Raw genomic sequence first — 24613 nt, 5'->3', positions numbered from 1 at the left:
AATAAGGCGTTGCTTATTACCCAATTCGCACCGAACGCATCGATATCGAACCGCCCCAAACTTTTTCGGCAAAGAATGACACAGGCTCGTTTTCATCCTTCAATGCCAATGAATACAATAGGGGAACATAATGCTCTCCGCTGTTGATCGAAAGCTGGGCAGACTCTCCCTGCTTGTTGAAGTTGATGAGCGGATCATGATCATCGGTAAGTATCCAGTTCTTGACTTTGGCGTCAAATTCAGTCGCCCAGCCATAAGCAAAATCACGGAATTCAACCAGCGACAGGTTGTGCACAATATTTCCAGAACTGATGATCAGCACACCTTCTTCGCGCAGTTCCTTTAGCTGTTTTGCAACATCATAATGGTCTGATATCTGTAAATTCGCATTCAGACTCATTTGAATGACTGGAATGTTCGCTTCGGGAAACATTTTCTTCAAGACAGACCATGTGCCATGATCAAGCCCCCATTCCTGATCCATCTGCACGTCGGTCTTCTTTATGATACGACGAATTTGTTCCGCCAGATCGGGGGATCCGGGGGCGGGATATGTCACTTCATATAATTCTTTTGGAAAGCCGTACATATCATAGATCATGCGCGGCTGTTCCATGGCAGTTACCTGTGTGCCGCGTGTGACCCAGTGTGCTGAAATGCACAGAATTGCGCGCGGTTTTGGCAGGGCCTTTGCCCGCTTCAGCCCACGCGCGGGTGAACTCATTATCTTCAATGGCATTCATCGGACTGCCGTGTCCTACAAATAAAACGGGCATTTTTTCTGTCATGTTGATTCCTCTAAGTTAAATCAATATTGGGTTGAAAAGTATCTCGCGGTCAGATCGCTGATGTCTATATTGATCGTTTCACGTAAAAGCGCAAAGAAATTTTCCGGGGTCGCGTGTCCGCGGGAATAGCGTTCCGCGTACGTTTTTAAGAACTTGGCAAAATTTCCATATCCCACCCGTTCACGTAATTCATCGATAAAGTGCGCACCATTCAAATACACCGCATTGACATATTGACGCTGTGAGCCGGCGTTATAGACCGGCATATCCACAAAACCTGCCGGCTTGAAAAAATCCACGCGGAACTGCCACCACCACGAAATGTTTCCCGGATAGTTGTTTTCATAAAAGATGCGCTCGCTATAGGTGGAAAGCGCCTCATCCAGCCACGGCTCGATCGCCTGATCGCTGCCAACCAATCCATACCACCATTGATGCGCGATCTCGTGTACGCCGATGGTCGCCAGGTTGTTCCGCGCGCCGCCGCTGTACTGCGCGTAAAAATCTGTGGCAAGCATGACCAGCCCGTCATATTCCTGCCCGTCATGGATATCCGCTTGTACGATCGCAAGGCTTTGATATGGGTAAGGCGCAAAATTCGCCTCAAAGGTGCTGACCGCCTCTCCTGCTATGACCAGAAACCCATCATTGGCCGCTTGGTATCCATCGAAATAATACGAGCGGATCACAACCGAGCCGACAGTTGACTCTGATACAAGGAATTCATTGCTCGCTGACAGCGCGAACGTGCGCGCGCCATATAAGCGATAGCGGGTCCAGTCGCCGTTTTGTTCTGAGGGTGCGCTCGCCGCGACGACAACACCTGAATCCGTTTTTAGATTCAGTTCGACATCTGAGGCGTCATAAACAAGATGTTCACCGAAGGAGGAGGGATCGTGCAGGACCCAGCCATTGATGTATGGCACCACAAATGGATACCAGTCTACAAGGTTGATCTGGTTGAAGTCATAGCCGAATATCTCGCCGGATGATTTGGCGGGAATATTGAGGTTGAATTTTAGATTTAACGTGGTGGCTGAGTTTGGCTGGAGAGGCTGAGACAGGTTCAAGGTCAGGCGTTGACCGTCGAGTGTGTATGTTGTCAACGCGGTATTGTCCTGTGTGATCGAATTCAAGAGAAAGGCATTGCCATACAGATTCGGTTGAATCGACAGCACAATATCCGAAAGTGCGATGCCTGTATTGTTGTAGTAGCGGACCGTTTCTTCTACATCAAGTGTGTGTGCTGTGAAATCCAGGGTCGCATAGAGGATGTAATTTGTGCGCGAAGCGGTGCCCGCCGAAGGTGGCGGAGCCACGGTCGCAGCGGAAACAGTTGTCGGTGTGGACGAGGCGGGTATCGCTGTTTGCGTTAATGTCGGCGTGGCTGTTGGCGGTTCAGGAGTGAAAGAAGGAATAACACTATCGATTGCGCCGGAGGGTTGAAAAGGCGTTGGAGTAGGGGAGGCATTTGGGTCTTGCGTGACCAAAACAAAGGGCGCGAATGCGGGCGCGCTCGGTGCTGGGGACGCACAGGCTACCAGAAGAGCTATTAGCGAAGCAAAATAGGCAAATCGCAATACGCGTGTAAATGGAGTTGTGCAGCGATGGAGTGTCATTAATAAGTGTTTTTGAAATATTTCTTTACGAGGTCTGAATAATCTGTGCTTGTGTGTTGGCCTAGTACGCGAAAGAAATCATTGGCTGTCACGATCCGGCCGCGTCCCTTGGTGAAGTAATCCTGGAGGAAGGCGAAGAAGGCTTCGTCTCCCATGCGCCGCCGTAATTCTTCCATAAAGCGCGCACCCCGAAAATAGGCTGCGTTTGTGTATGGACGGAACCCGTTGCCCTCATAGATGGAAATATCAACCAGTCCCTGCGGCTTGTAAAAGTCGATGCGGTACCGCCACCACCAACTGGTCAGGTCTGGATAAATACTTTCGTAATAAATATATTCTGAATATGTGGACAGTGTTTCGTCCACCCAAGGCTGCAAGGCCTGATCGTTTGCGACTTGATCAAACCACCATTGATGGGCTGTTTCATGCGCGGCGACAAAAGTCAGATAGTTCGTGGGGGTTCCATCATAGAGGCTGTAAAAATCACGGCTGAGGTAGAAGAAACCAGAGAATTCCATGCCGTCATTGAAGTCACCCATCACGACCGCGAGCGACTTGTGGGGGTATGGACCAAAACGCTCGCCATAGACTTCGATCGACTCGGCGCTGGTTTGCAGTGCAGCTTGTCCCGCCGCTTCGCTGGGTGAAAAATAGTAACTTGAAATGGTCACATCCCCGCTTTTCAAAGTGGATACTTGAAACTCGCGGCTGGCAGACAGGGCAAAGGTCCGCGCCGAGTTGATGGTGTAGCGGGTGTAATTATCGATCTGTTCAGGGAATCCGCTCGCGGCAATTATTGGCGCAGAAGCCGGGTCTGTAAAGTTGAGATTTACTTCATAATCAGCTGCATCGTAAACGAGGTGCTCGCCATAGACCCACGGCTCATGCAGGACCCATTCGCCGTTGATGTATGGGACCACAAATGGATACCAGTTGGTGAGGTTCATCTGGCGTGTGGTGTATCCGAAAATACGCGGACGTGAAATGTTGGGATCTTCCTGTTCGGCAAAAGGCAGGTTGAGAATATATTCAATATTGATCTTCACAATAGCGCTGGGCTGCAGGGCGGCGGGCAGTGTGATCTCGAGCCTTTGCCCGTTGATTGAAAAGGTTGTGAGCGGTATATCATCAATGGAGAGACTGGTGAGGTTAAAACTCCCAGCCCACAGATTTGGAACCACCGCCAGCACAAGCCTGTCTAGTGGATCGGCTGAGTTGTTGGGGTAGTAAATATCTTCAAACACGGTAAGCGCGTGCGCATCGTAATCAATGGTTGTATTTAGAATATATTTTGCAAGTTCGATCTCGGAAAATGGATTTACTGTAGGGACGGATGTCCCAACAGGTGTGGCCAACGGCGGGACCGTCCCCACGAGAATAGGAATCCTTGGGCTGGTAAATTCAGCAACTACTTTGGCTGATGAGGAAAGTAAAAAAATGAGAAGAATTACGAGAAATGGCAAGTATTTGTTTCGCATGGGTTTAATTCTACCGCTTGTTGTAAAAAATAATAATTTATGATGACCTTGTTCTCTTCCACAGAAATGTAATTAAGAAGAATGCGGTTGCTGTTAAGACAATTGTGGAACCTGAAACGATGTTCAGGTAATAACTTAAATACAGCCCGATGACCGATGACAGCGCCCCGATCAATGCGGATACGAGCATCATCGGCAATAAACGGCGTGTGAGCAGATACGCTGTTGCGGCGGGAGTTACCAGCATGGCGGCTGCGAGGCTGACGCCCACAGTTTGCAGTGAGACAACCACCGTCAGCGCTAACAGCACCAGCATAAGATTCCGCAGCAACTCGGCCGGCAGGCGCAAGGTCGCCGCGAGAACGGGATCAAAGGAAATAACGAGAAATTGTTTGAAGAACAGGCTGACGGTCAGGAGAATAACAAAACTAAGCCCAACAATCATCCACAAGTCGGAACTGCTGACCCCCAATACATTGCCGAACAAAATATGGGACAGGTCCACTGCATAGGTCTGCATCGAACTGATCAGCGCCACGCCCAACGACAGCGCCGCCGCAAAGAGGATGCCGATGGCAGTATCCTCTTTGACCGTCCCCTCTCGTGAAAATAATCCAATGCTCAAAGCGACAATGACAGCTGCGACTCCCGCCCCGACCAGTAAATTGCCCTGCAATAAATAAGCGATTGCCACCCCAGGCAGGATCGCGTGCGCCATGGCATCTCCGAGAAAAGCCATTCCGCGCAGTACAACATAAGTTCCCATTACCGCGCACAGCACGCCAACGATCACTGAGGCGAAAAGTCCGCGCTGCATGAATTGATAGGCAAGAGGTTCAAGGAACCAGTTCATTTTCGATTTCTGGATTTTGATTTTGGATTGTCCTCCCCCCCCCCTTTTTTTTTTCGGCCCCCCCCCCCCGCCCCCCCCCCCCCCCCGGGGGGGGGGTTTTTTTTTCTTCTTTTTTTCCTTTTTTTTTTTTTTTTTTTTTTTTTTAACCTTCGTCCTCGTTTTCTTCGGCGGACAGCACTCATCCACCAGCATCATGCCGTTATCCATCACAAGCAGAGAATTTCCAAAAGCTGAAGCCAGGTTTTCCTTGGTAAACACTTGTGACGGCGCTCCAAATGCGATCAAACGGTGATTGATCAGGAGAACAAGGTCAAAACGCGAAGCCGCCAAATTTAGATCGTGTGTGGAAATAATTGTGGTTACCTGCTGTTTGCGCAGATGATCAAGCAGCCCAAAAGTGACTTCCTGCGTTGTGGCGTCAATGCCGGTGAAAGGCTCATCCATTAAGAGAATGTGCGGTTCCTGGGCTAATGCGCGCGCCAAAAATGCGCGCTGCTGCTGCCCGCCCGAGAGCTGTCCAATGGACAACTCCGCCAGATCAGCGATGCCCATTTGTTCAATGCTTTTGCGTACGATCTGCCTGTCTGTTTTTGATGGTTGACTCCACCAGCCGATCTGACCGAAGCGTCCCATCATCACCACATCACTCACCGTCACAGGAAAGCGCCAATCCACATCTTCACGTTGAGGTACATAGGCGACACAATCTTTATGCGTACCAAGCGTTTCGCCGTGGATAAGGATTCGTCCGCTCTTCAGCGGCAGGATGCCGACCAGCGCTTTGAACAGGGTGGATTTTCCAGCGCCGTTCGGGCCGACAACAGCCACGCGCGCGCCATGCGGCACCTGGAAGCTCAAGTCATGGATCACGATCTTTTCGCCATAGCCGATGCTGGCGTTTTCAATTTCAAGACGATGAGGTGTGTGTGTCATGGGATTTACGATTTTTGATTTTCGATTGAATGACAAGCATGGATCTTTCCAATCTTACTTCAAAGCCTCCACGATTTGATTAACATTGTGTTTCATCATGTCAATATAGGTCGCGGCGGGCGAGCCGACAGTGAGCGACTCAAGATGCAGGTTGTCAACAACTTTAACATTGGTCTCTTCGGCGATTTGATGCGCAAGGTCAGGGTTTTCAACTTCGCCAAGAAAGATCGCGGGTGCATCCGCGGTTTTTATCTGTTCGATCAACGCGGCCAATTCTCTGGCAGAAGTTCCTGCGTCCGTACTCAGGCTGGGGATGATCGCACCGACAACTTCAAACCCATACCGCTCGGCAAAGTATCCAACCGCCTCGTGATTGGTCACCAGTAAACGACGCTCAGTCGGGATGCTGTTCACCTGTTCGATGATCCAAGCGTCAAGTTCCTTGAGCTGTGTAATATATGCGTCCGCGTTGGCTGTGTATGTTCCCGCACCTTCTGCATCGACCTGGATCAATCCATCTCGGATATTTTCGACATAGGTGATGACAAGGATCGGGTCCAGCCACATATGCGGGTCGACTCCATGCTCGTTCCCCGCATCTTCTCTTGGACTGAGACCTGCTGTGGCCTCAATGATCAGTCTCTCCCCTCCGGCATTTTCGAGTAACGGTTCAATGAAATGCTCATACTCCAAGCCATTTAAGATGAGCAAATCACTTTCTGCGATCTTCGCCACGTCTGCGGGCGCAGCCTGATAAGCGTGCGGGTCTGCGCCAACCGGAAGCACGGAATCCACCTGCGCGCGGGAGCCTGCGATATTCTGAGTGATATCTGCCAGGAAGGTGGTTGAGGCGAGAACTCTCAAGGCGTTGTCATCACTTTTTGCGGTTGACCCGCAGGCAGTAAAGAAAAGAAGCGTTAGGATGGTTAATTCAGTAATGGAATTGAAAATCTTTTTCATTTGAAATCCTATATTTCTCCCCACCATTGGTGGGGGATTGAATTAAATAGTGCGGCAGTTTGTGCACAAGCCGAAAAGCTGCAGCCAGTGCTCGTTGATCTGATAGCCTGTCTTTTGGGCGATCGCTTTTATCAATCTGTCCAGGTCATCGCCCTCGAAGAATTCGACTTGACCGCAGTTTTGGCAAAGTAATAAATGTTGGTGTCCATGACCTGCTGAGATAAAAGCCTGACATCCCATCGGCTGATGTACGCGTTGAATGAGATGCAGCTCTTCAAGTTTTTCGAGTGTGCGATATACGGTGACCAATCCAAGGGCACGATATTTCCTGCGCGCCATATCATAGACTTCTACGGGTGTAAGTGCACGCGCGGATCTTTCGACGGTCTCAACCACTGCCCGACGCGCATCTGTCAGGCGGTATCCGTTCTCATGTAATTGGGTCAACCAAAGCTCAGCGGTCATATAGGCTCTTTTTGTAAATGAAAATCATTTTCAATAAGTATAAAGCAGGGAAGCCAGCGAGTCAATCTGCGGAATCAAAAAAGTCCATCTGATGATGAACTTTTTTTGTCAACGTTGATCCCTGCCGAGGCCAGATTTATTCGCGCCAGCGCAATGTATGATAAATCACAGACGAGATGGTTAATAATCCGATGATGATGCCTGTGATCCTGCCGATCGGTTTTCGTTTTTCTTCGGGCTGTCCAAGCTGGCTGGCACTAACTTTTGCTCCCACAGCCGCGACAGCGGGAATACTTGCGCAGATGATACACATGCTGGGTCTCCTTTTTATTGCGCGGGTGCGCCTTCAACGGGAAAGCCTTTGGAATACCAATCCTTCATGCCGCCGGCCATGCTGGTGGCGTTGAAGCCCGCCGCAAGCAGGATGTCACGTCCTTCTTGGCTGCGGTTGCCAGAGCGGCAAACCACCAGAACTTCCTTATCCTTTGGCAATTCGTTCAGGCGTGTCTGTAATTGATCCAGCGGAATAAGCGTGGCCATTGGCGCGTGATATTCGTCCCACTCCTCCTGCGTGCGCACATCCAGCATGAAGGCCCCATCCTGAACCATCTGGTAGGCAGCATCTGCGTTTACTTCGGCTGAAAGTGCTGCGGTCTTGCCGCCCCCGCCTGCCGATCAAAAAGATGACAGATGATGAATGCCACGAAAGCCAGCATTGCCAACTGCATGGACGGGCGGCGCAGCAAAGCGGAGAGTCCGCTGCGGGTGTTGATGTTTCTATTTTTTCTTCGAGACATAGTTCCTCACATTATTATATTTCCAGGATCCATCTGTGATCAACAGGTTTTCGACTGCAAGATCAATGCACCGCTGTAACCCACTGCATAAGATTTCCTAAAACGAATCAACGGCAGTCTTTTTATCTGTATACACATCAAAGAACGCCGAGAAGCCAACCATTTCCAAAACATTGACGATCTCAGGCTGGGGGTTGAGCAGTTTCAAATTGATCTGCGGCGCGTCGCCGCCCCTGCCGGAGCGGTCCATGGATTTGAGCGTGGACCAACCCTGTTCAAGGTCGGGCAGCGCTTCGCCGCGGATCATCAAAGCGATCGTGTTCAAAGAAACCAAACCTGCGCTGGAGATATATTTCAACTCGGCAAGATCCAATAATAAATGTTTTGAACCAGCCTCAAAAACCTCACGCGCTTTCTGGATCAAACTTTGATACGACTGGCCATCCAAATGGCCGGCAAGGCCGATGATCGTAACGGGCACGCGGCCTTGTTCCTGTGAAACAGTAATTTCCATTTGTATGCTCCTTTTTGAGATTGATGGCTATTATACGCCCGCTTTGCGCTCAAGGCGTGCCAGCCGATGATCGATCTCGGTCAGCCAATGTTTTCTAATGTATGCCGGCAGGTCGGCATGTTCAACTTCCATGCGCGCCGACTTCGCCCATTGGATCGCTGTCTTGGCGTTGCGCATTTTATGTTCATAATATTTTGCCAGCTCAATATGAGCATAGATATGACCTTTCTGCGCCGCCTCTTCCCACAATTTCAATGCCCGGCTCACATCCCCGCGTTTTTTTTGCAGGATGGACAAACGCTTCACCGCCACGCCGAAATCTGATTCGGTCAACCCGATCTCGAGTCCACGCTCGAAGAGACGGGCGGCTTCATCCCAGTGGCCGAGGTCTTCATATAATTTTCCGAGCGCGACGAAATCGAGTCCATGCTCCACGCGGCCGCTGTACGGGTCGGCAAGTAACTCACTGACATGGCTGAGCAGCGCGGCCATCGCGACCACATCCATCGCGTTGTGGTAGAACACGCCGCCCAGCGGACGGGCATCGCCGCTGCGCAAATAATCAAAATACAGCCAGGGGATCTCGTAGCCCGGCACTTCATCGGAGGTGCGTGTAAAACCAAGCACATGTTCTTCGAGATATTTCAACGCGCGCGAAGGGAGTCTGTCACGCCACAAACGCCGCGCAAGCGGAAGCAGGTCAATATGCGCGTAATTTTTAAATGGAACAGGGATCCGGTGCAGTGAATAGCGTGTGGCCAGCAAAGGTGCGTCGAAAGATTTTCCGTTGAATGTGACCAGTCCTTCGCATGGCGCGAGGAAGTTGATCAAGGCTTCGAGCATGGCTGGCTCTTCAGACGGGTCGCGTAAAAAGAATTGCTGCAAGGTGAATTTGCCGTCCACAAAGCGCGCCGCGCCGACCAGAAAGGCATACGTGCCTGTTCCACCGGCCATGCCGGAAGTTTCTGTATCGAGAAATGCGAATTTATGGATCGGCAGGTCCGCGATGCGCGGGTCGTTTGCCCATTGAGATATTAATGACAGCGGGAATGTAGAGAGATGCGATACCGTCCCGTGCAGGTAGCCTTCATCAAATATCTGTTCGGAGACGAACGCCTCTCCGCGCGGGGTGGAGAGAAAACTCCCAGCCACGACAGTGTCTATTGTGTGGCGAACAGGTTGAGGCGGCGCGAGATGCGAAGTGCCCGTCTTCACGCCGAGCGATTTGAGCTTATCTGATAGAGAAGGCATGAGGGTATTTTATCTCATATGAATAATTCGAGATTGCTTCGGGGAGATCGCTCTCGCAACGACTTTTTCGCAATGGCATATTCCGTGCTACACTTGCGCGAATTATTCATAGAGAAATTATCGGTATGTCAAAAAAACTTCCATTTTGGTTAAAACTTTTATACGGTTCCGGTGACTGGGGATTATCGAGCATCGGTATGATGCGTTCCATTTTTTACGCGCTATATCTCACAGACGTGGTGGGCATTGAGCCGCGCCTCGCATCCCTTGGCGCGCTGGTGGGCATCGTCTGGGATGCGATCAACGATCCCATCATCGGCGTGATCAGCGACCGAATGCAAACGCGTTGGGGACGAAGACGGCCTTTCCTTTTGTGGTTCGCATTTCCCTTTGGATTAAGTTTTGTGATTCTGTGGTCTGCGCCCAATTGGGAGAGTCAGATCGCTTTGCTGACTTATGTGACGCTGGCTTTTATGATCTCAGACACATTGACGACGCTTGTGGCTGTGCCGTATCTTTCCCTAACCCCCGAGCTGACTCAGGACTACGATGAGCGCACCTCGCTTTCCAGTTTTCGCACGGTCTTCCAATTGCTGGCCGCGATGACCGTTGTGATCACCGCGCCCATGATCGTGGACAAGGTGATCGAAATGGGCGGTTCGCAGCAGCAGGGATTCATGCTGGCGGGCGCGGTCTTTGGCGGTTTGGGGTCGCTTCCGCTTTTTCTGATCGGCTGGTTCGTGCGTGAAAGGTTTGCGCCGGAAGAACTGCCGGAGGCATTGCCATTCCGTGAGACGTTACGGGTTGCATGGCAGAATATTCCTTTTCGATACGCGGCGGGAATTTACATGTTCAACTGGTCTGCAGTGGATATGATCGCGATCACCTTCCCATACTTCCTTTTGTATTGGGTGGCAAAAGGGAATCTGCTGGCGAAGATCAATATCCTTGGCATTGACCTTGCGCTTGAGTCGGCCTTTTTTGGCGTTCTAATGTTTGTGTGTATTCTATGCGTCCCCTTCTGGTTGTGGCTGGCGCGTACACGGAATAAACGGGAAGCTTATATTCTTGGAATGATCTTCTGGATCATTATTCAAAGCCTGATATTTACCATTCCGCAGGGCAATACCACCTACCTGTTGATCCTCGCGGCTTTGGCTGGGGTGGGTGTTTCAGCCGCTTATATATTGCCCGATTCCATTTTGCCGGATGTGATCGAATGGGATGAACTGCGCACACGCCGCCGGCAGGAGGGGGTCTACTACGGCATCCGCACGCTGATCCGCAAGTTGACCGGCGCGCTGATCATTTTCCTGACCCTGCAAATGCTTGGCTGGTCCGGTTATCAAAGCCCGCCGGATGGAGTCATCCAGTTCACCCAGCCTGATTCCGCGTTGACCGCCATTCGCTTGATGGTTTCATTTTTAGGGGTCATTATCCTGGCAGGCACGATCGTGCTGGCATGGTCGTATCCGCTTTCGCGTGAGAAGTATGCGCGCATACAAAAGTTGTTGATACGGCGCAGGGAAAAAGCCGCGAAATAAATATCCGTCATTCAAGGTTCTTCTTCATGACGAAACTTCCCGAAAATTCAACGTAACCAAATTTGCGGTCAATGGCGATCATGGGATGATTCATGGTGTTGTGATCGGTATGAACTGTGGTTACCTTCAACTCATCCCGCGCGTAGCGCAGGGCCAGCACCTTCACTGCCTGCGCCAGTTTTCGCCCGCGGTAGCGCCCGTCCACGCCGGTGTGCAGGTTATAGGCGTGGTCCCCGTAACGGGTAATTGCGCTCAGCGCCGCCCAATCACCGCTGACCGAGTCAATTACGATCATCTGTCCGCCCGGTTTATACCAATCCGTTTGACATACTCTTTTCTGAAAATCGTCAAACGAATCCCAGTTATGTTCGCCGTCATGGCCGGGCGTGTCAAGATCCGTTTTATCATTCAGGGCATACAGCTTGCGCTGGGCTTCCTCCGTGTTCCCCAGTTCCTGCATGGATGTAAATATAAATCCCTCCTGCTTAAGCCTGTCTATGACCGCGTCATAAGGACCGTCATCGAAAGTATCCAGGTTTAATCTCATCTGAATGAGATGCCATTTTTCGCTGAAGCCGCAGTATTCCGAGAATGCCCGGCTGTCTAAATTTGTGTCGGGAAAACTGACTTGCAGTTTTTTTATCTGAGCCTCTCGGGCAGACCGCTCCAAATCCTCATATAAGCGGGTTCCCACACTTTGTCTGCGCTTTTCTGATTTAACGAAAAGATCAACATTCGTTAAATCTGCGCTTCTGCGCTGTGCCCAATAGAATCCAAGCAGTTCTCCTTCTGGACCTTCAGCGACTCTTTGGATGATCTGTTCCCGCCGCTTTTCATAATAGTCAATTAGGTACTGTTCCGATAACGTATTATTTTCGAGGATGGAGTACCACTCCGCGAGTTGACCGAAATCCCGTCCCGGCTCGGCCGGGCGTATTTGTATGTTTTTCATGAAATTCTTTGATCCATTAATGCCGTTGCGTAACCAGAGTTTAGATCACTGCCAGCTCTTCATACTCGCCAAAAGTTTCCTTCATCACGCCTACGATCTCGCCCAGCGTGGCATACGCATGAACACACTCCATAATGTAAGGCATGGTGTTCTCCGTGCCCAAACAGGCGATGCGCAGTCTGTCCAATGTCTGGCCGACGCGTCCGCTGTCGCGCGTCTTGCGGATATTGTTCAGTCGTGAGATCTGGCGGGTGTAGCCGTTCGGGTCCATCTTAAGGATGGGGATGGTGAAAGGCTTGTCTTCAGCATAGGCGTTGACGCCCACGATCTTGCGGATGCCCTTATCGATCTCGCGCTGGTAGCGATAGGCCGCGTCCGCGATCTCACCCTGGAAGAATCCTTTTTCGATGGACGGAATCACGCCGCCCAATTCCTCGATCCTGCGGAAGTAATCGTAAGTCTGTTTTTCTATCCGATTGGTCTGCGCTTCGACGAAGAAACTGCCGCCCAGCGGGTCAACCGTATTGGTCACGCCGGATTCCTCCGCGATGATCTGCTGCGTGCGCAGGGCGATGGTCACGGAATGTTCGGAGGGCAAAGCCAGGGCTTCATCCATGGAGTTGGTGTGCAGGGATTGGGTCCCGCCTAAAACAGCCGCGAGCGCCTGAATTGCAACTCTGACGACATTATTCTCAGGCTGCTGGGCGGTTAATGAAACTCCCGCCGTTTGGGTATGGAAACGCATCAGCCACGAGCGCGGATTCTTCGCCTTGAATGTCTCGCGCATTTCACGCGCCCAAATGCGGCGCGCGGCGCGGTACTTGGCGATCTCTTCGAAGAAATCATTGTGCGCGTTGAAGAAGAACGACAGGCGCGGCGCGAAGTCATCCACATCCATGCCGCGCGCAATGCCCCAGCGGACATATTCCAATCCATCCGCCAGAGTGAACGCCAATTCCTGCGCGGCGGTCGAGCCGGCCTCGCGGATGTGATACCCGCTGATCGAGATCGTGTTCCACTGCGGAACTTTTTGCGCGCCGAATTCCATTGTGTCCACGACCAACCGCATGGAAGGATGCGGCGGGAAGATGAATTCCTTTTGCGCGATGAACTCTTTAAGAATATCGTTCTGTGTCGTGCCGCGTAATTGATCGAGGCGCAGTCCCTGCTTTTCGGCGGCGGCGAGATACATGGCCCAGATGATCGCGGCGGGTGAGTTGATGGTCATGCTCGAAGAGACTTTTTCCAGTGGAATGCCTTCAAGCAAAATTTCCATATCCTTCAAGGATGAGATCGCCACGCCGCATTTGCCGAATTCGCCCAACGCCTCTGGCTGGTCGGTATCGTAGCCCATTAAAGTGGCCAAATCGAAGGCAATGCTCAATCCTGTTTGACCCTGCTCCAGCAAGTATTTGAAGCGCTTGTTGGTTTCCTCCGCAGTGCCGAAGCCCGCGAACATTCTCATCGTCCACAGTTTGCTGCGGTGCAGAGTCGGGTGGACTCCGCGTGTGTAGGGGTATTCGCCCGGCAGGCCGAGGTCGGATGCGTAATCCAGTTCAGCGATGTCCTGCGGGGTGTAGAGTCTGTTTATGGGTTCAGATGAAGTTGTAATGAAATCACGCGGAGCGTTGCGCTCAGGCAGCTGCGCCAGCGCTTTTTGCAAAGATGTCTTATCCCACGTATCAAGCAAGCCTTGTAATTCATCGAGCATTTTTTTATCGTACATGGCACTCTCCTTTGGTGAGGTGTACGAATTATACATGAGGGGTTGTCTGGTATACTACGAAAAATTATGTAAGGGCGACCCGCCCGGTGAAATCAAGTCTGTTTGAAAATCATGAAGGGTCGCCCCTGCGAATACAACTGCAGGATTCCTATGCCCCGTTTCGAAATTGATGTAGACCCATGTGACCACATTACCGCGGACGCCATTGGCGCTCCGGGACAGCGTGTTTTTTATCTTCAAGCCTATCAGGATGAACGTACGATCACCGTGTTGATCGAAAAGGCGCAATTACAATCGCTTGCCATCGGTATCGAACAATTCCTTTCACAGATCAGCCAGCAAAATCCCAATCTTGAAGAAGCCTCCGGAGATTTCTCCGAGGAACATATGCGCATCCACCCGCCGGTTGATCCGCTCTTCCGCGCCGGCGAGATCGGACTTGCCTACGATAAAGACCGTGACCGTGTGGTGGTCTTCACCAAGGAATTACTGACCGAAGAAGAAGATCCTGACTCCGCCGCGCAGATCCGTTTTTGGGCAAGCCGAGGCCAGGTCCGCAAAATGGCGCGCTGGGGCGCAGATGTCGCCGGCCGCGGACGACCTGTTTGTGTGCAGTGTGGTCAGCCGATGGAAGCGGATGGACATTTTTGCCCCAAGAAGAACGGGCACCTGGCTTAATAAGTCAAAGGTCGAAAGTCGAAGGTCTGACTTTTGACTTTTCCCTTTCGACTCACTATGAACTCTCCCGCTCACGACACAATTAAATCAGCACTTGCTTTAGGTACATATGATCTGAAAGGCCAGTTCATGCTCGGCAGTAATTACACATTCCTTGTGGATGTTGAGTATGAGGGCGAAACCTATCAGGCCGTTTACAAGCCTTGCAAGGGCGAACAGCCGCTTTGGGATTTCCCCGAAAATACACTCGCGCAGCGCGAGGTCGCGGCTTACCTGTTAAGCGAGCAGCTCGGTCTTCATATTGTTCCGGTCACAATTATGCGCGAGGATGGTCCGCATGGGCGCGGCTCGCTGCAACAATACATTAATTACGATATCGAATATCATTACTTTAATTTCACTGTGGAAGATAAAAACCTGCTTAAGCCTGTCATGCTTTTTGACATACTTATCAACAATGCAGACCGTAAAGGCAGCCATGTCTTTTTTGAGAATGAAACCCACAAACTGTACGCTATTGATCACGGTGTTTGTTTCCACGAAGAAAATAAATTGCGGACAGTAATATGGGATTTTGCCGGGCAGGCGATCCCCGATGAATTGCTTGCGCCTCTTTCCCAAGCCGACGGCTGGTCGGCCCTCTTTGCAAATTATCTCAGTCTGACTGAAGTGGTCGCCCTGCAGAACCGCGCGCACAGATTGCTAACATCGCGCATCTTTCCACAAGCCCCGCGTGACCGCCGCGCTTTCCCATATCCACCACTGTAAGGGCGGATCGCGATCCGCCCCAACATAAAACGGAGAACTCATGCACTACAAACTCGCACTCATTGGTTTCGGTAATGTTGCCCGTTCGCTCGCCCGATTATTGATCCGCAAACAGGATTTGCTCAAGAGTCAACACGATGTCACATTCTCATTCACGGGCATCGCCACGGGCAGTCATGGCTTTGCTGTAAATCCCGATGGACTTGATATTCAGAAAGCATTGGGTCTCGTAGAGGGTGGACAATCCATCTCATCCCTTTCATCCATGGACGTGAAGGATTCTTTGGCCGTGATCAATAACTCACAAGCCAACGTTATGTTCGAGAATTCTCCGGTTAACACGCAAACAGGCCAGCCTGCTTTGGATCACATCCGCCGGGCATTTGATTTGAACATGCACGCCATCACCGCCAACAAAGGACCCGTGGTTCACGGTTATCGTGAGTTGACTGCGCTCGCCAGATCCAAGGGCAAACGCTTTGGCTTTGAATCGACGGTTCTGGGCGGCGCGCCTGTTTTCTCTGTCTTCCGCGAGGCTTTTCCTCTTGCTGAACTGATTTCGATCAAAGGCATTTTCAACGCCACCACCAATGTCATCCTCACTCTTATGGAAAATGGCGAAGCGTATGAGGATGCGGTCAAGTACGCGCAATCCATCGGCCTGGCAGAGACCGATCCCACCAACGATGTGGACGGCTGGGATGCGGCGATCAAGGTCGCGGCGCTGGTCACTGTGTTGATGGATACGCCCATGACCCCGCAGCAGGTGAATCCCACGGGCATTCGCGGCATCACCCCGCAAATGATCGCCAAAGCCAAAGCGGAAGGCAAACGCTATAAATTGGTCTGCTCCGCTGAAAAGATTGGCGATAAAGTGACTGCCAGCGTTTCTCCTCAATTGGTCGACTCAACTTCTCCCTTATACGGCATGATGAATTCCAGCACAGGTATCACCTTTAGAACGGATGTGATTCTTGATTACTCGATCACGCTTTCAGAAAAGCCCGGCATGAAGGGCGGCCCCGTTGAAACGGCTTATGGTCTCTTTGCGGATTTTGTGAGCACGCGGTGAAATAAAAACTATCTCGTCATTGCGAGCGATAATAAAAACAGAACATAAATTCTGTTATACTTTGAGCGGCTAATCGAGCCGCTCATTTTTTTATTCCGAGAATCCTATGGCAAAAACAAAAACTCATACCCGGTATGTCTGTCAGCAATGCGGCCGCGTGTCCGCTTCCTATATGGGCAAGTGTCCGCAGTGTTCTTCGTTCAACAGCATGGTGGAAGAAGTCATCCATGAAGAACCCGTCAACAAAGGACCGTCAAATGTGCGCGGGCTGAGCGGCCGTTCGGTTCCGCGCCCCATTTCCGAGGTCGGGGGAGATGCGGAAGATCGCGTTCACCTGCCGATCGGCGAGTTTTCGCGCGTGCTCGGCGGGGGGATCGTACTCGGTTCCATTGTCTTGATCGGCGGGGACCCGGGCATTGGCAAATCCACGCTGATGCTGCAAATGGCGATGGAGATGGCGAACTCACAGCGTGTGCTGTATGTTTCCGGCGAAGAGTCTGAACGGCAGATCAAAATGCGCGCGGTGCGTTTGTTGAATGGCAAGAAGGAATTACCGAAAAATCTTTTACTGGTGACGGAAACGAATCTTGAAGTGATCCTGAACCACGTCAGCGAACTCAAACCTGATCTGCTGATCGTTGACTCGATCCAGACGGTTTATTTATCCGAATTGGATTCGTCGGCCGGCTCGGTTTCGCAGGTGCGCGAGTGCGCGTCACATTTGCGCGAGTTGGCGAAATCCTCGGGCGTATCTGTGTTCCTAATCGGGCATGTGACCAAGGAAGGCAATATTGCCGGCCCGCGTGTGCTGGAGCATATCGTGGATACGGTCTTGTATTTGGAAGGCGACAGGTTCCAGGCCTATCGTTTATTACGCTCGGTAAAGAATCGTTTTGGCGCGACCGCAGAAGTGGGCGTGTTTGAAATGCGCGAAGGCGGACTGGTGGAAGTAACCAATCCATCCGAAGCATTCCTTGCGGAGCGGCTGGTCAATGCGGCTGGCTCGACCATTGCAGTAACAATGGAAGGCACAAGGCCGATACTGGTTGAAATTCAGGGGCTGACTTCTCCAACCCAATTCGGGAATGCCCGCCGTACCCCCAATGGGATTGACTTTAATCGTTTGCTGTTGATCTCGGCGGTCTTGACCCGCCGTGTTGGATTAAAACTTTCGGAGCAGGATGTCTTTGTCAACGTGGTTGGCGGCATTCAAATTGACGAACCCGCAGCTGACCTTGCGATTGCGGCAGCGATCGCATCTTCCTGGAAGGATGTGCCTGTCCGTGCCGAAGCGGTACTCATCGGCGAGATCGGGCTGGCTGGTGAACTGCGTATGCCGGGTCAGATGGTGGCGCGTTTACGTGAGGCGCAGAAACTGGGTTTCAAAGTTGCGATCGTGCCGAAAGCCATCCGCCAGGGCGAGGCATATCCCAAAGGAATCGAGATCATCGAAGTCAGGTCACTGGATCAGGCATTACACGCGGCATTGAAATTGCCTGAACCTGTTCGAGTAAAAAAGCCTGAATAGCCTGCAACCATATCCACCTTCAGAGCGTATATTTGCCAGAAGGAGATTTCTTATTATGAACACCAAACTTATTTCAGCATTTCTTGCATTGGCATTAGCCAGTATGGCTTGTGGATTTGAATTGCCCAAAGCCCCCGCTCCCGAGCCTGAAGTTACCGAAAATATGTCTGTGCCAGCTCCCGATAGCGATCAGGTGAATCTTAAACTCGCGTTCGGCGCTGGTGAGCTTACCCTGGCTCCCGGTTCAAGTCAACTTGTGGATGGCACGGCAACCTATAATTATTCCGCGTTCAAGCCTGTTATCAAAACAGACGGAAGTAATGTTCAAGTCGGGATGAGCGAAGTGAATTTCAACGTATTCCCATCGTTTAAGGATCTCAAGAATATATGGGATCTTAAACTGGGCACTACCCCCATGGATTTGAGCATTGAAGCCGGCGCATACGAAGGGGTTTTTGAACTCGGCGGATTGGCACTCAACAACCTGTCCATCAAAGACGGCGCGGCGGATGTTGAACTCTCTTTTTCGCAACCCAATTTGGCTGAGATGTCCATCTTTGAATATGGGACGGGTGCATCCAACGTGAAGATGAGCGGCCTTGCGAATGCCAATTTCTCCCTGATGGATTTCTCATCCGGCGCAGGTGATTACACACTGGATTTTTCCGGTGAGCTTCAACGGGATGCCTCGATCACCATTTCAAGCGGATTGAGCAATATGATCATCGTCGTGCCGGAAGGTGTGAACGCCATTGTCACAGTGGACAGCGGAGCCTCGAACGTCAATGCCGGTTCGGGCTGGGAGCAGAATGGGAAGATATACAAACAAGCAGGAGAAGGCCCGATGCTGACGTTTGTGATCAACATCGGCGCTGGCAATGTGACGCTGACCAAATAGAAGTTTTATGAAAAGTCCCGCATCGAAAACCGATGCGGGACTTTTTTGAACCAGCAATAGGCAAGGATATGTTTGAGCCAGAAGCCCGAATCAGTTGCGCATGATGCGCTTTCATCGTATTTTGGCCTTTAGAATTCGGAGCAAAAGGTCATAATTTATCCATGACCTCCATCACTTGCATTGTAATGAATTGCACAATAAAATCGTTATAGTCGGTAAAGTTTACCTGTTTTAAGAGAGGTTAGTATGCAAATTACACGTCAAGCAGATTATGCTGTTCGAGCGGTGCTTCATCTGGCCCGCAATGTGGACCAGCGCACAGCTACAAGTATGATCGCGGAGGAACAACACATTCCGCCGTCCTTCCTTGCCAAGATCGTTTCTCAATTGTCCATTGCCGGGTTGTTACATACTTCCCGCGGCGCGCGTGGCGGCGTCACTCTTGCCCGCGCGGCAAAAGATATTACCTTGCTTGAAGTGGTCGAGGCGATAGATGGTCCGATCCAACTTAATGAGTGCGTTGGCGACAACGGCACCTGTTCCTTTGATGATGATTGTCCATTGCGCCCGATCTGGTGTGAAGCTCAGGAGGAATTGGTCGGCCGCTTGAAAGGCACGAACTTTGCAGATATGATATTAAAGGGACAGGCCTCTTTATCATAATCTTAATGAATTCAATGAAGCCTCTCGGCTATAATAGTCGGGAGGCTTTTTTGTTACTCACCCGATCGCTTATCTCCTGATGGGCATCGTGCAGTTGAGTCCTTATTGCAGAGTTAAAAAAATTCCTCATGATAACTCACTTAATTCATAAGGAGCGTATTCGATGTCCACATCTCGCGTAGTTCGCGCACCGCGCGGTACACAATTGACCTGCAAGAATTGGCTGTCTGAAGCCGCGTATCGAATGATCCAGAATAATCTTGATCCTGAAGTGGCAGAGAAGCCCGAAGACCTGGTTGTTTATGGCGGACGCGGAAAAGCTGCGCGCAACTGGGAATCATTTGACGCCATCCTTGAATCGCTTAAGAATCTTGAAGAAGACGAGACCTTGCTTGTGCAATCAGGCAAGCCAGTCATTGTCTTCAAGAGCCATAAGGATGCGCCAAAAGTATTGATCGCGAATTCGAACATCGTGCCGCATTGGGCGACCTGGGAGAAATTCGACGAGCTCGATAAAAAGGGACTCATCATGTACGGCCAGATGACAGCCGGCTCGTGGATCTACATCGGCACACAGGGGATTTTGCAGGGAACTTACGAGACCTTTGGCGCGCTTGCAAAACTCAAAGGCTGGGATTCGCTGAAAGGCAAATTTGTTTTAACTGCCGGCCTTGGTGGAATGGGCGGCGCACAGCCTTTGTCCATTACCATGAACGAAGGTGTGGGACTGGTCGTTGAAGTTGACCCCGAGCGAGCCGAACGCCGCCGCGCGATCGGATATATTGACATGGTCGTGGATAATCTCGAAGAAGCGATGACCCTCGTGGAAGAATTCAAGGAAAAGCAAATTCCAAAATCCATTGGCCTTATTGGGAATGCCGCAGATGTATACAGCGAACTCTTTGCGCGCGGTGTGATTCCGGACGTGGTCACAGACCAAACCTCTGCACATGAAGCGTTATTTTACGTGCCGTCTGGATTAAGTATCACGGCCGCCAATCAACTGCGCGAGTCGGACCCTGAAAAATATAAGAAAATGGCCATGGATTCCATGTCTACACACGTAAAAGCCATGCTGAATTTCCAACGCGCGGGCGCGGAAGTTTTTGATTACGGTAATAATTTGCGTCAGCAGGCTTTCAATCATGGCGTGAGCGACGCCTTTGAATTCCCCGGTTTCGTGCCTGCCTATATCCGTCCGCTGTTCTGCGAAGGCAAGGGACCGTTCCGCTGGGTGGCGCTTTCAGGCGACCCGGAAGATATTTACACCACAGATAAGGCAATTATGGAGTTATTCCCTGACGATGCACATTTGCATCGCTGGATGAAAATGGCGCGCGAGAAAGTTCCGTTCCAGGGATTGCCCTCTCGTATCTGCTGGCTGGGATATGGCGAACGCGCCAAGGCTGGATTGATGTTCAATGAATTGGTCGCAAGCGGAAAAGTTAAAGCCCCCATTGTCATCGGGCGCGATCATCTAGACTCGGGTTCCGTTGCATCGCCGAACCGTGAAACTGAAGCGATGAAAGACGGCTCGGATGCCATTTCAGACTGGGCGATACTCAACGCGCTGATCAACGCTGTCGGCGGCGCCACCTGGGTCTCGTTCCATCACGGCGGCGGCGTGGGGATGGGGTATAGTCAGCACGCAGGACAGGTGATTGTGGCGGATGGCACCCCGGAAGCAGCCCGCAGACTGGAAAGAGTCCTTACAACAGATCCTGGCATGGGCGTGGCGCGACATGCGGATGCCGGATATCAAATCGCCATTGACGCCGCAAAACGCCACGGGTTGAAAATGCCAATGCTAAAGGAATCCACCAATTGAAAAAATTTTTATTTTATTTCTATGTTTATTTTTAACAGCATCCAGCCCCTGGCAGGCGGCCTCTCCGTCGTCTCCTGCGGTAGTTGCTGTTTTGCCGCCTGCCCAAACAGCGACGCCTGTTCCTGCCTACACCAATACACCGATTCCCGCCACGGAAATCATTCCTCCAACGATAACACCCACGCCCGCGCCAAAGATCGAACGTGTGATCATCCTTAGTTTTGATGGCATGCGAACAGACGCGATCGCGGCTGCGCCAATGAATAATCTGCTTGAGTTGATGAATTCCAGCGCGTACAACCTGACGACCGCCATCACGATCGCATATCCTTCAACACTGCCCAGCCATGCTGCGATGCTTTCAGGGTTGTGTACAGCGAAGAATGGTATCTTCTATAACCGGTATTTTAAATATATGGGATATTCCCAGGGTGTGGATATTTTTGATCTTGCACACGCGGCTGGAATGAGAACGGTGATGATCGTGGGCAAGGATAAATTAAGAGAACTTGCCGAACCTGAAACAACAGATGTTTTTGAAATTCGGCATGATGAAGCTACTGTCGGCGCCGCGGCAGTTGAGCAGATTGCCCAGGGATTTGGGTTGATGTTCGTGCATTTCCCGTCTGCAGACCAGGTCGGACACAAATATGACTGGATGGGTGGATCGTATTTGATTATGCTTCGGAACGGGGACGAAGCTTTGGGAAAGATAGTAGCGGCGCTCGATGAAAGTGGTTTGCGCGAATCCACTATGATCATCGTCACTGCTGACCATGGTGGGCACGACAACAATCATGACGGCACCAAGATTGAAGATTTCCGCATCCCGTGGATCGTATCTGGACCGGAGATCGTTCCTGGCGAGATCACCGCGCGGATCCATATAATGGACACGGCCGCCACGGTAGCTTACGGATTAGGATTTCCGCAGCAAGACGATTGGGATGGCATTCCTGTATATGAAGCCTTTGGGCTGCCCAGGTTGGAAATCCATCCTGAAAGTGTGCAATGGCCCTGTCATGAGTGGAATTGAAAATCAGCAAAATGATTTTGAGTATCTGGCCTAATAATTTTTAGTAAAAATCCGAATGAAAATCTGCAAGGTGGTATTTTTTTGCCTGCTATTGGCAGGCTGCGCCCAGGCCCCCAACCTTTGGGGCGCCGCGCCTGCCGCGATTCCTGCGGCATCGTCGGCTCCGCGGCCGACTCAAACAGCGCCCTTCACCCCGTCCCCGACAGTCTTCGTTCTTCCACCATCCTCCACCGCCCCGTTCGCTGCGACGATTGAGCCCACGCCGACAATCACACCGTTGCCGGTTGGAATTGAACGCGCTCTCATTATCAGCTACGATGGTATGCGCCCTGACGCAATCGCCGCCGCGCCCATGAACAACCTTCTGGAGTTAATCAAGACCAGCGCGTATACATTGACCAGCGCGATCACGATTGCTTATCCCTCCACGTTGCCCAGTCATGCGGCAATGCTTTCAGGCTTGTGCATGGCGAAAAATGGCGTAGTCTATGACAAGTATTTTATGTATATGGGATATTCCAAAGGCGTGGATATTTTTGATCTGGCACACGCGGCCGGCATGCGGACTGTTATGGTGGTCAGCAAGGACAAATTGAGACAGCTGGCGGAGCCTGAAACAACCGATGTTTTCGAAGTCCGTTATGGTGAACCCGCTGTCGCCAGAGAGGCGGTTGCGCAGATCGACAGGGGATTTGGATTAATGTTCGTTCACTTTGCGGGCGCTGACCTGCGCGGACATAAATATGCCTGGATGTCTGACCCGCAATTCAAAGTCCTGCGCGAGGGCGATGAAGCCCTTGGGCAAATATTATCCGCGCTTGATGAGAACGGCTTGCGTGACAGCACGCTGATCATCGTCACCGCCGACCACGGCGGTCATGACAAAAACCATGTCGGCACCGTCCTTGAAGACTATCGTATTCCCTGGATCGCGTCCGGGCCGGAGATCGTTCCCGGTGAAATCACTGCGCTATTGCATACCATGGATACAGCCGCCACAGTGGCTTACGGATTAGGCTTTCCCCAACAAGCTGATTGGGATGGCATTCCTGTTTACGAAGCTTTCGGAGAACCAAGACTTAAAATCCATCCGGAAAGCGTTCAATGGCCCTGCCATCAATGGAATGACCATTGACCCGGGGTAAATTCTTTTTTGGAGAAACACCCTGAAACCTGTTTTTCGTAACTGGCTTTTGACTCTCTTTATTGTTTTTTTGCAGTCGTGCGGGTCATTCGCTTCACCTACGCCGCCGACAGTTGCTCCGCCCCTCGTTGTGACTCTTGTCCCAAGCGGTACGCCGCCGCCCGCCACCGAGACCCCTTCTCCCACATTAACATTCACGCCCACCCCGGCGATCTCGCGTGTGTTGATCGTCAGCTTTGACGGATTACGTCCAGATGCGATTGCTCAAGCCAACATGGTCAATGTGATGGCGCTCATGCAAAGCGGAGCGTATACCCTTAATGCACAGACCATCATGCCCAGTTCCACCCTGCCCGCTCATGCCTCTATGCTGACAGGGATGTGCCCCGCGAAACATATTGTGCGCTGGAATGAATATGTGCCTCAAAATGGGTATGCGCGCGGCACCGATGTTTTTGATCTGGTGCATGGAGCAGGACTTCAAACCGCGATGGTGGTCGGCAAGGAAAAACTGCGTCAGGTCACCGAGCCGCCCAGCACGGACTTTTTTGCCTTCGTGGATGAGACCGACAAGATCGACGATTTCACCAGTATTGAAAGGCTTGCCCTGGAGCAGATCAAGGTCGGTTTCAATCTCATGCTTGTGCATTTCCCAAACGGTGATCTGGCGGGGCATGAAGAAGGCTGGATGTCGCGCGAACAATTGAAGGCTTATACAAAAGATGATAAGACATTTGGCGTGCTGCTTGATGCATTAAAAGACCGCGGCATGTATGAAGATACGATCATCATTGTCACCTCAGATCATGGCGGGCACGACTCATCTCATGGAACCGATGCCCCCGAAGATATGACCATCCCGTGGATCATCAGCGGACCGCGTGTGTACCCAGGTCAATTGGGTACGCAAGTCCATACCATGGATACCGCTGCCACCGCCGCCTTCGTGCTGGGATTGCCCCTGCCGGCGGAGTGGGATGGTGTGCCCGTATTCGAAGCCTTCGGTTTGCCTATTCCTCCATTTAGGACATTTGGATGTTAAGGTTTTGATGATTTCACAAAAGCCATGATGATCCTGTCTGCGCTTCTTATTGGCCGGGAAAACCAGTACTATAATT

24 protein-coding genes and 1 pseudogene are annotated in these 24613 nt (G+C 51.4%); 11 read left to right on the top strand and 14 right to left on the bottom strand.

Annotated elements, in window-relative coordinates; all coding sequences use genetic code 11:
* Window positions 1-16 precede the first annotated feature (16 nt).
* The 12 genes and pseudogenes from ygiD to IPL17_RS03645 form a co-directional block, all read right to left on the bottom strand.
* On the bottom strand, window positions 17-658 hold the full coding sequence (ygiD, locus tag IPL17_RS03700; RefSeq protein ID WP_345305778.1) for a 4,5-DOPA dioxygenase extradiol: 642 nt from the start codon (window positions 656-658) through the stop codon (window positions 17-19).
* Window positions 591-788, bottom strand: a complete 198-nt coding sequence (locus IPL17_RS03695; RefSeq protein WP_345305780.1) for a hypothetical protein — start codon at window positions 786-788, stop codon at window positions 591-593. Before IPL17_RS03695 ends, ygiD begins: the two co-directional genes overlap by 68 nt.
* A 20-nt stretch (window positions 789-808) precedes the next feature.
* Window positions 809-2407, bottom strand: a complete 1599-nt coding sequence (locus IPL17_RS03690) for a M1 family metallopeptidase (protein WP_345305733.1) — start codon at window positions 2405-2407, stop codon at window positions 809-811.
* Window positions 2407-3885: a M1 family metallopeptidase gene (locus IPL17_RS03685; protein WP_345305732.1), complete on the bottom strand. Its 1479-nt coding sequence runs from the start codon at window positions 3883-3885 to the stop codon at window positions 2407-2409. The genes IPL17_RS03690 and IPL17_RS03685 overlap by 1 nt, the downstream gene beginning before the upstream one ends.
* Window positions 3886-3922: 37 nt before the next feature.
* Entirely contained in the window at window positions 3923-5671 is a 1749-nt protein-coding gene (locus IPL17_RS03680) for a metal ABC transporter permease (protein WP_345305731.1), read from the bottom strand.
* 54 nt (window positions 5672-5725) lie between these two features.
* Window positions 5726-6631, bottom strand: coding sequence for a metal ABC transporter substrate-binding protein (locus IPL17_RS03675; RefSeq protein ID WP_345305730.1), 906 nt, complete (start codon window positions 6629-6631; stop codon window positions 5726-5728).
* Window positions 6632-6673: 42 nt separating this feature from the next.
* Window positions 6674-7096: a Fur family transcriptional regulator gene (locus IPL17_RS03670; protein WP_345305729.1), complete on the bottom strand. Its 423-nt coding sequence runs from the start codon at window positions 7094-7096 to the stop codon at window positions 6674-6676.
* Between the two features lie 136 nt (window positions 7097-7232).
* On the bottom strand, window positions 7233-7409 hold the full coding sequence (locus tag IPL17_RS03665) for a hypothetical protein (RefSeq protein ID WP_345305728.1): 177 nt from the start codon (window positions 7407-7409) through the stop codon (window positions 7233-7235).
* 14 nt (window positions 7410-7423) lie between these two features.
* A pseudogene (locus tag IPL17_RS03660) lies at window positions 7424-7711 on the bottom strand (rhodanese-like domain-containing protein); the annotation flags it as partial.
* Window positions 7712-7725: 14 nt separating this feature from the next.
* Window positions 7726-7893 (bottom strand): hypothetical protein, encoded by a 168-nt coding sequence (locus tag IPL17_RS03655; RefSeq protein ID WP_345305727.1) that lies wholly within the window; start codon window positions 7891-7893, stop codon window positions 7726-7728.
* 97 nt (window positions 7894-7990) lie between these two features.
* Window positions 7991-8407 carry an STAS domain-containing protein gene (locus IPL17_RS03650; RefSeq protein WP_345305726.1) on the bottom strand — a complete coding sequence of 139 codons (417 nt, stop codon included), beginning with the start codon at window positions 8405-8407 and terminating at the stop codon, window positions 7991-7993.
* Window positions 8408-8437: 30 nt separating this feature from the next.
* Complete coding sequence (locus IPL17_RS03645; protein WP_345305725.1) at window positions 8438-9658, bottom strand: ribonuclease H-like domain-containing protein; 1221 nt, start codon at window positions 9656-9658, stop codon at window positions 8438-8440.
* A 125-nt stretch (window positions 9659-9783) separates the two neighbouring features.
* Between IPL17_RS03645 and IPL17_RS03640 the strand changes: the two genes are divergently transcribed.
* A complete protein-coding gene (locus IPL17_RS03640) occupies window positions 9784-11202 on the top strand; it encodes an MFS transporter (protein ID WP_345305724.1) in 1419 nt (472 codons plus the stop codon).
* 7 nt (window positions 11203-11209) lie between these two features.
* Here IPL17_RS03640 and IPL17_RS03635 read toward each other — a convergent pair whose 3' ends face one another.
* Both IPL17_RS03635 and IPL17_RS03630 read right to left on the bottom strand, forming a co-directional pair.
* Window positions 11210-12154, bottom strand: coding sequence for a GNAT family N-acetyltransferase (locus IPL17_RS03635; protein WP_345305723.1), 945 nt, complete (start codon window positions 12152-12154; stop codon window positions 11210-11212).
* 40 nt (window positions 12155-12194) lie between these two features.
* Window positions 12195-13880 (bottom strand): methylmalonyl-CoA mutase family protein, encoded by a 1686-nt coding sequence (locus IPL17_RS03630; protein WP_345305722.1) that lies wholly within the window; start codon window positions 13878-13880, stop codon window positions 12195-12197.
* 150 nt (window positions 13881-14030) lie between these two features.
* On the opposite strand from IPL17_RS03630, the gene IPL17_RS03625 reads away from it, so the two are divergent.
* The 10 genes from IPL17_RS03625 (at window position 14031) to IPL17_RS03580 (ending at window position 24537) form a co-directional block, all read left to right on the top strand.
* On the top strand, window positions 14031-14558 hold the full coding sequence (locus tag IPL17_RS03625; RefSeq protein ID WP_345305721.1) for a DUF3090 domain-containing protein: 528 nt from the start codon (window positions 14031-14033) through the stop codon (window positions 14556-14558).
* A gap of 57 nt (window positions 14559-14615) precedes the next feature.
* Window positions 14616-15326, top strand: a complete 711-nt coding sequence (locus IPL17_RS03620; RefSeq protein WP_345305720.1) for an SCO1664 family protein — start codon at window positions 14616-14618, stop codon at window positions 15324-15326.
* A gap of 40 nt (window positions 15327-15366) precedes the next feature.
* Complete coding sequence (locus tag IPL17_RS03615; RefSeq protein WP_345305719.1) at window positions 15367-16398, top strand: homoserine dehydrogenase; 1032 nt, start codon at window positions 15367-15369, stop codon at window positions 16396-16398.
* Between the two features lie 106 nt (window positions 16399-16504).
* Window positions 16505-17926, top strand: a complete 1422-nt coding sequence (gene radA, locus IPL17_RS03610) for a DNA repair protein RadA (protein WP_345305718.1) — start codon at window positions 16505-16507, stop codon at window positions 17924-17926.
* Window positions 17927-17981: 55 nt separating this feature from the next.
* Entirely contained in the window at window positions 17982-18824 is an 843-nt protein-coding gene (locus IPL17_RS03605; RefSeq protein WP_345305717.1) for a toast rack family protein, read from the top strand.
* Between the two features lie 246 nt (window positions 18825-19070).
* Window positions 19071-19487, top strand: coding sequence for an Rrf2 family transcriptional regulator (locus IPL17_RS03600; protein ID WP_345305716.1), 417 nt, complete (start codon window positions 19071-19073; stop codon window positions 19485-19487).
* A 163-nt stretch (window positions 19488-19650) separates the two neighbouring features.
* Window positions 19651-21315, top strand: a complete 1665-nt coding sequence (hutU, locus tag IPL17_RS03595) for a urocanate hydratase (RefSeq protein WP_345305715.1) — start codon at window positions 19651-19653, stop codon at window positions 21313-21315.
* Between the two features lie 91 nt (window positions 21316-21406).
* Window positions 21407-22351, top strand: coding sequence for an alkaline phosphatase family protein (locus IPL17_RS03590; RefSeq protein WP_345305714.1), 945 nt, complete (start codon window positions 21407-21409; stop codon window positions 22349-22351).
* A gap of 55 nt (window positions 22352-22406) precedes the next feature.
* Window positions 22407-23486, top strand: a complete 1080-nt coding sequence (locus IPL17_RS03585; protein ID WP_345305713.1) for an alkaline phosphatase family protein — start codon at window positions 22407-22409, stop codon at window positions 23484-23486.
* A gap of 58 nt (window positions 23487-23544) precedes the next feature.
* Window positions 23545-24537, top strand: a complete 993-nt coding sequence (locus IPL17_RS03580; RefSeq protein ID WP_345305712.1) for an alkaline phosphatase family protein — start codon at window positions 23545-23547, stop codon at window positions 24535-24537.
* The last annotated feature ends 76 nt before the right edge of the window (window positions 24538-24613 follow it).

The organism is Candidatus Villigracilis saccharophilus (assembly GCF_016711665.1).
This window is presented reverse-complemented; position numbering and strand designations above follow the sequence as displayed.

Excerpts from the sequence above, each read along its gene's own strand:
- IPL17_RS03695 (WP_345305780.1), bottom strand. The coding sequence starts at position 788 with ATGACAGAAAAAATGCCCGTTTTATTTGTAGGACACGGCAGTCCGATG.
- IPL17_RS03690 (WP_345305733.1), bottom strand. The coding sequence starts at position 2,407 with ATGACACTCCATCGCTGCACAACTCCATTTACACGCGTATTGCGATTT.
- IPL17_RS03685 (WP_345305732.1), bottom strand. The coding sequence starts at position 3,885 with ATGCGAAACAAATACTTGCCATTTCTCGTAATTCTTCTCATTTTTTTA.
- IPL17_RS03680 (WP_345305731.1), bottom strand. The coding sequence starts at position 5,671 with ATGACACACACACCTCATCGTCTTGAAATTGAAAACGCCAGCATCGGC.
- IPL17_RS03675 (WP_345305730.1), bottom strand. The coding sequence starts at position 6,631 with ATGAAAAAGATTTTCAATTCCATTACTGAATTAACCATCCTAACGCTT.
- IPL17_RS03670 (WP_345305729.1), bottom strand. The coding sequence starts at position 7,096 with ATGACCGCTGAGCTTTGGTTGACCCAATTACATGAGAACGGATACCGC.
- IPL17_RS03665 (WP_345305728.1), bottom strand. The coding sequence starts at position 7,409 with ATGTGTATCATCTGCGCAAGTATTCCCGCTGTCGCGGCTGTGGGAGCA.
- IPL17_RS03655 (WP_345305727.1), bottom strand. The coding sequence starts at position 7,893 with ATGTCTCGAAGAAAAAATAGAAACATCAACACCCGCAGCGGACTCTCC.
- IPL17_RS03650 (WP_345305726.1), bottom strand. The coding sequence starts at position 8,407 with ATGGAAATTACTGTTTCACAGGAACAAGGCCGCGTGCCCGTTACGATC.
- IPL17_RS03645 (WP_345305725.1), bottom strand. The coding sequence starts at position 9,658 with ATGCCTTCTCTATCAGATAAGCTCAAATCGCTCGGCGTGAAGACGGGC.
- IPL17_RS03640 (WP_345305724.1), top strand. The coding sequence starts at position 9,784 with ATGTCAAAAAAACTTCCATTTTGGTTAAAACTTTTATACGGTTCCGGT.
- IPL17_RS03635 (WP_345305723.1), bottom strand. The coding sequence starts at position 12,154 with ATGAAAAACATACAAATACGCCCGGCCGAGCCGGGACGGGATTTCGGT.
- IPL17_RS03630 (WP_345305722.1), bottom strand. The coding sequence starts at position 13,880 with ATGTACGATAAAAAAATGCTCGATGAATTACAAGGCTTGCTTGATACG.
- IPL17_RS03625 (WP_345305721.1), top strand. The coding sequence starts at position 14,031 with ATGCCCCGTTTCGAAATTGATGTAGACCCATGTGACCACATTACCGCG.
- IPL17_RS03620 (WP_345305720.1), top strand. The coding sequence starts at position 14,616 with ATGAACTCTCCCGCTCACGACACAATTAAATCAGCACTTGCTTTAGGT.
- IPL17_RS03615 (WP_345305719.1), top strand. The coding sequence starts at position 15,367 with ATGCACTACAAACTCGCACTCATTGGTTTCGGTAATGTTGCCCGTTCG.
- radA (WP_345305718.1), top strand. The coding sequence starts at position 16,505 with ATGGCAAAAACAAAAACTCATACCCGGTATGTCTGTCAGCAATGCGGC.
- IPL17_RS03605 (WP_345305717.1), top strand. The coding sequence starts at position 17,982 with ATGAACACCAAACTTATTTCAGCATTTCTTGCATTGGCATTAGCCAGT.
- IPL17_RS03600 (WP_345305716.1), top strand. The coding sequence starts at position 19,071 with ATGCAAATTACACGTCAAGCAGATTATGCTGTTCGAGCGGTGCTTCAT.
- hutU (WP_345305715.1), top strand. The coding sequence starts at position 19,651 with ATGTCCACATCTCGCGTAGTTCGCGCACCGCGCGGTACACAATTGACC.
- IPL17_RS03585 (WP_345305713.1), top strand. The coding sequence starts at position 22,407 with ATGAAAATCTGCAAGGTGGTATTTTTTTGCCTGCTATTGGCAGGCTGC.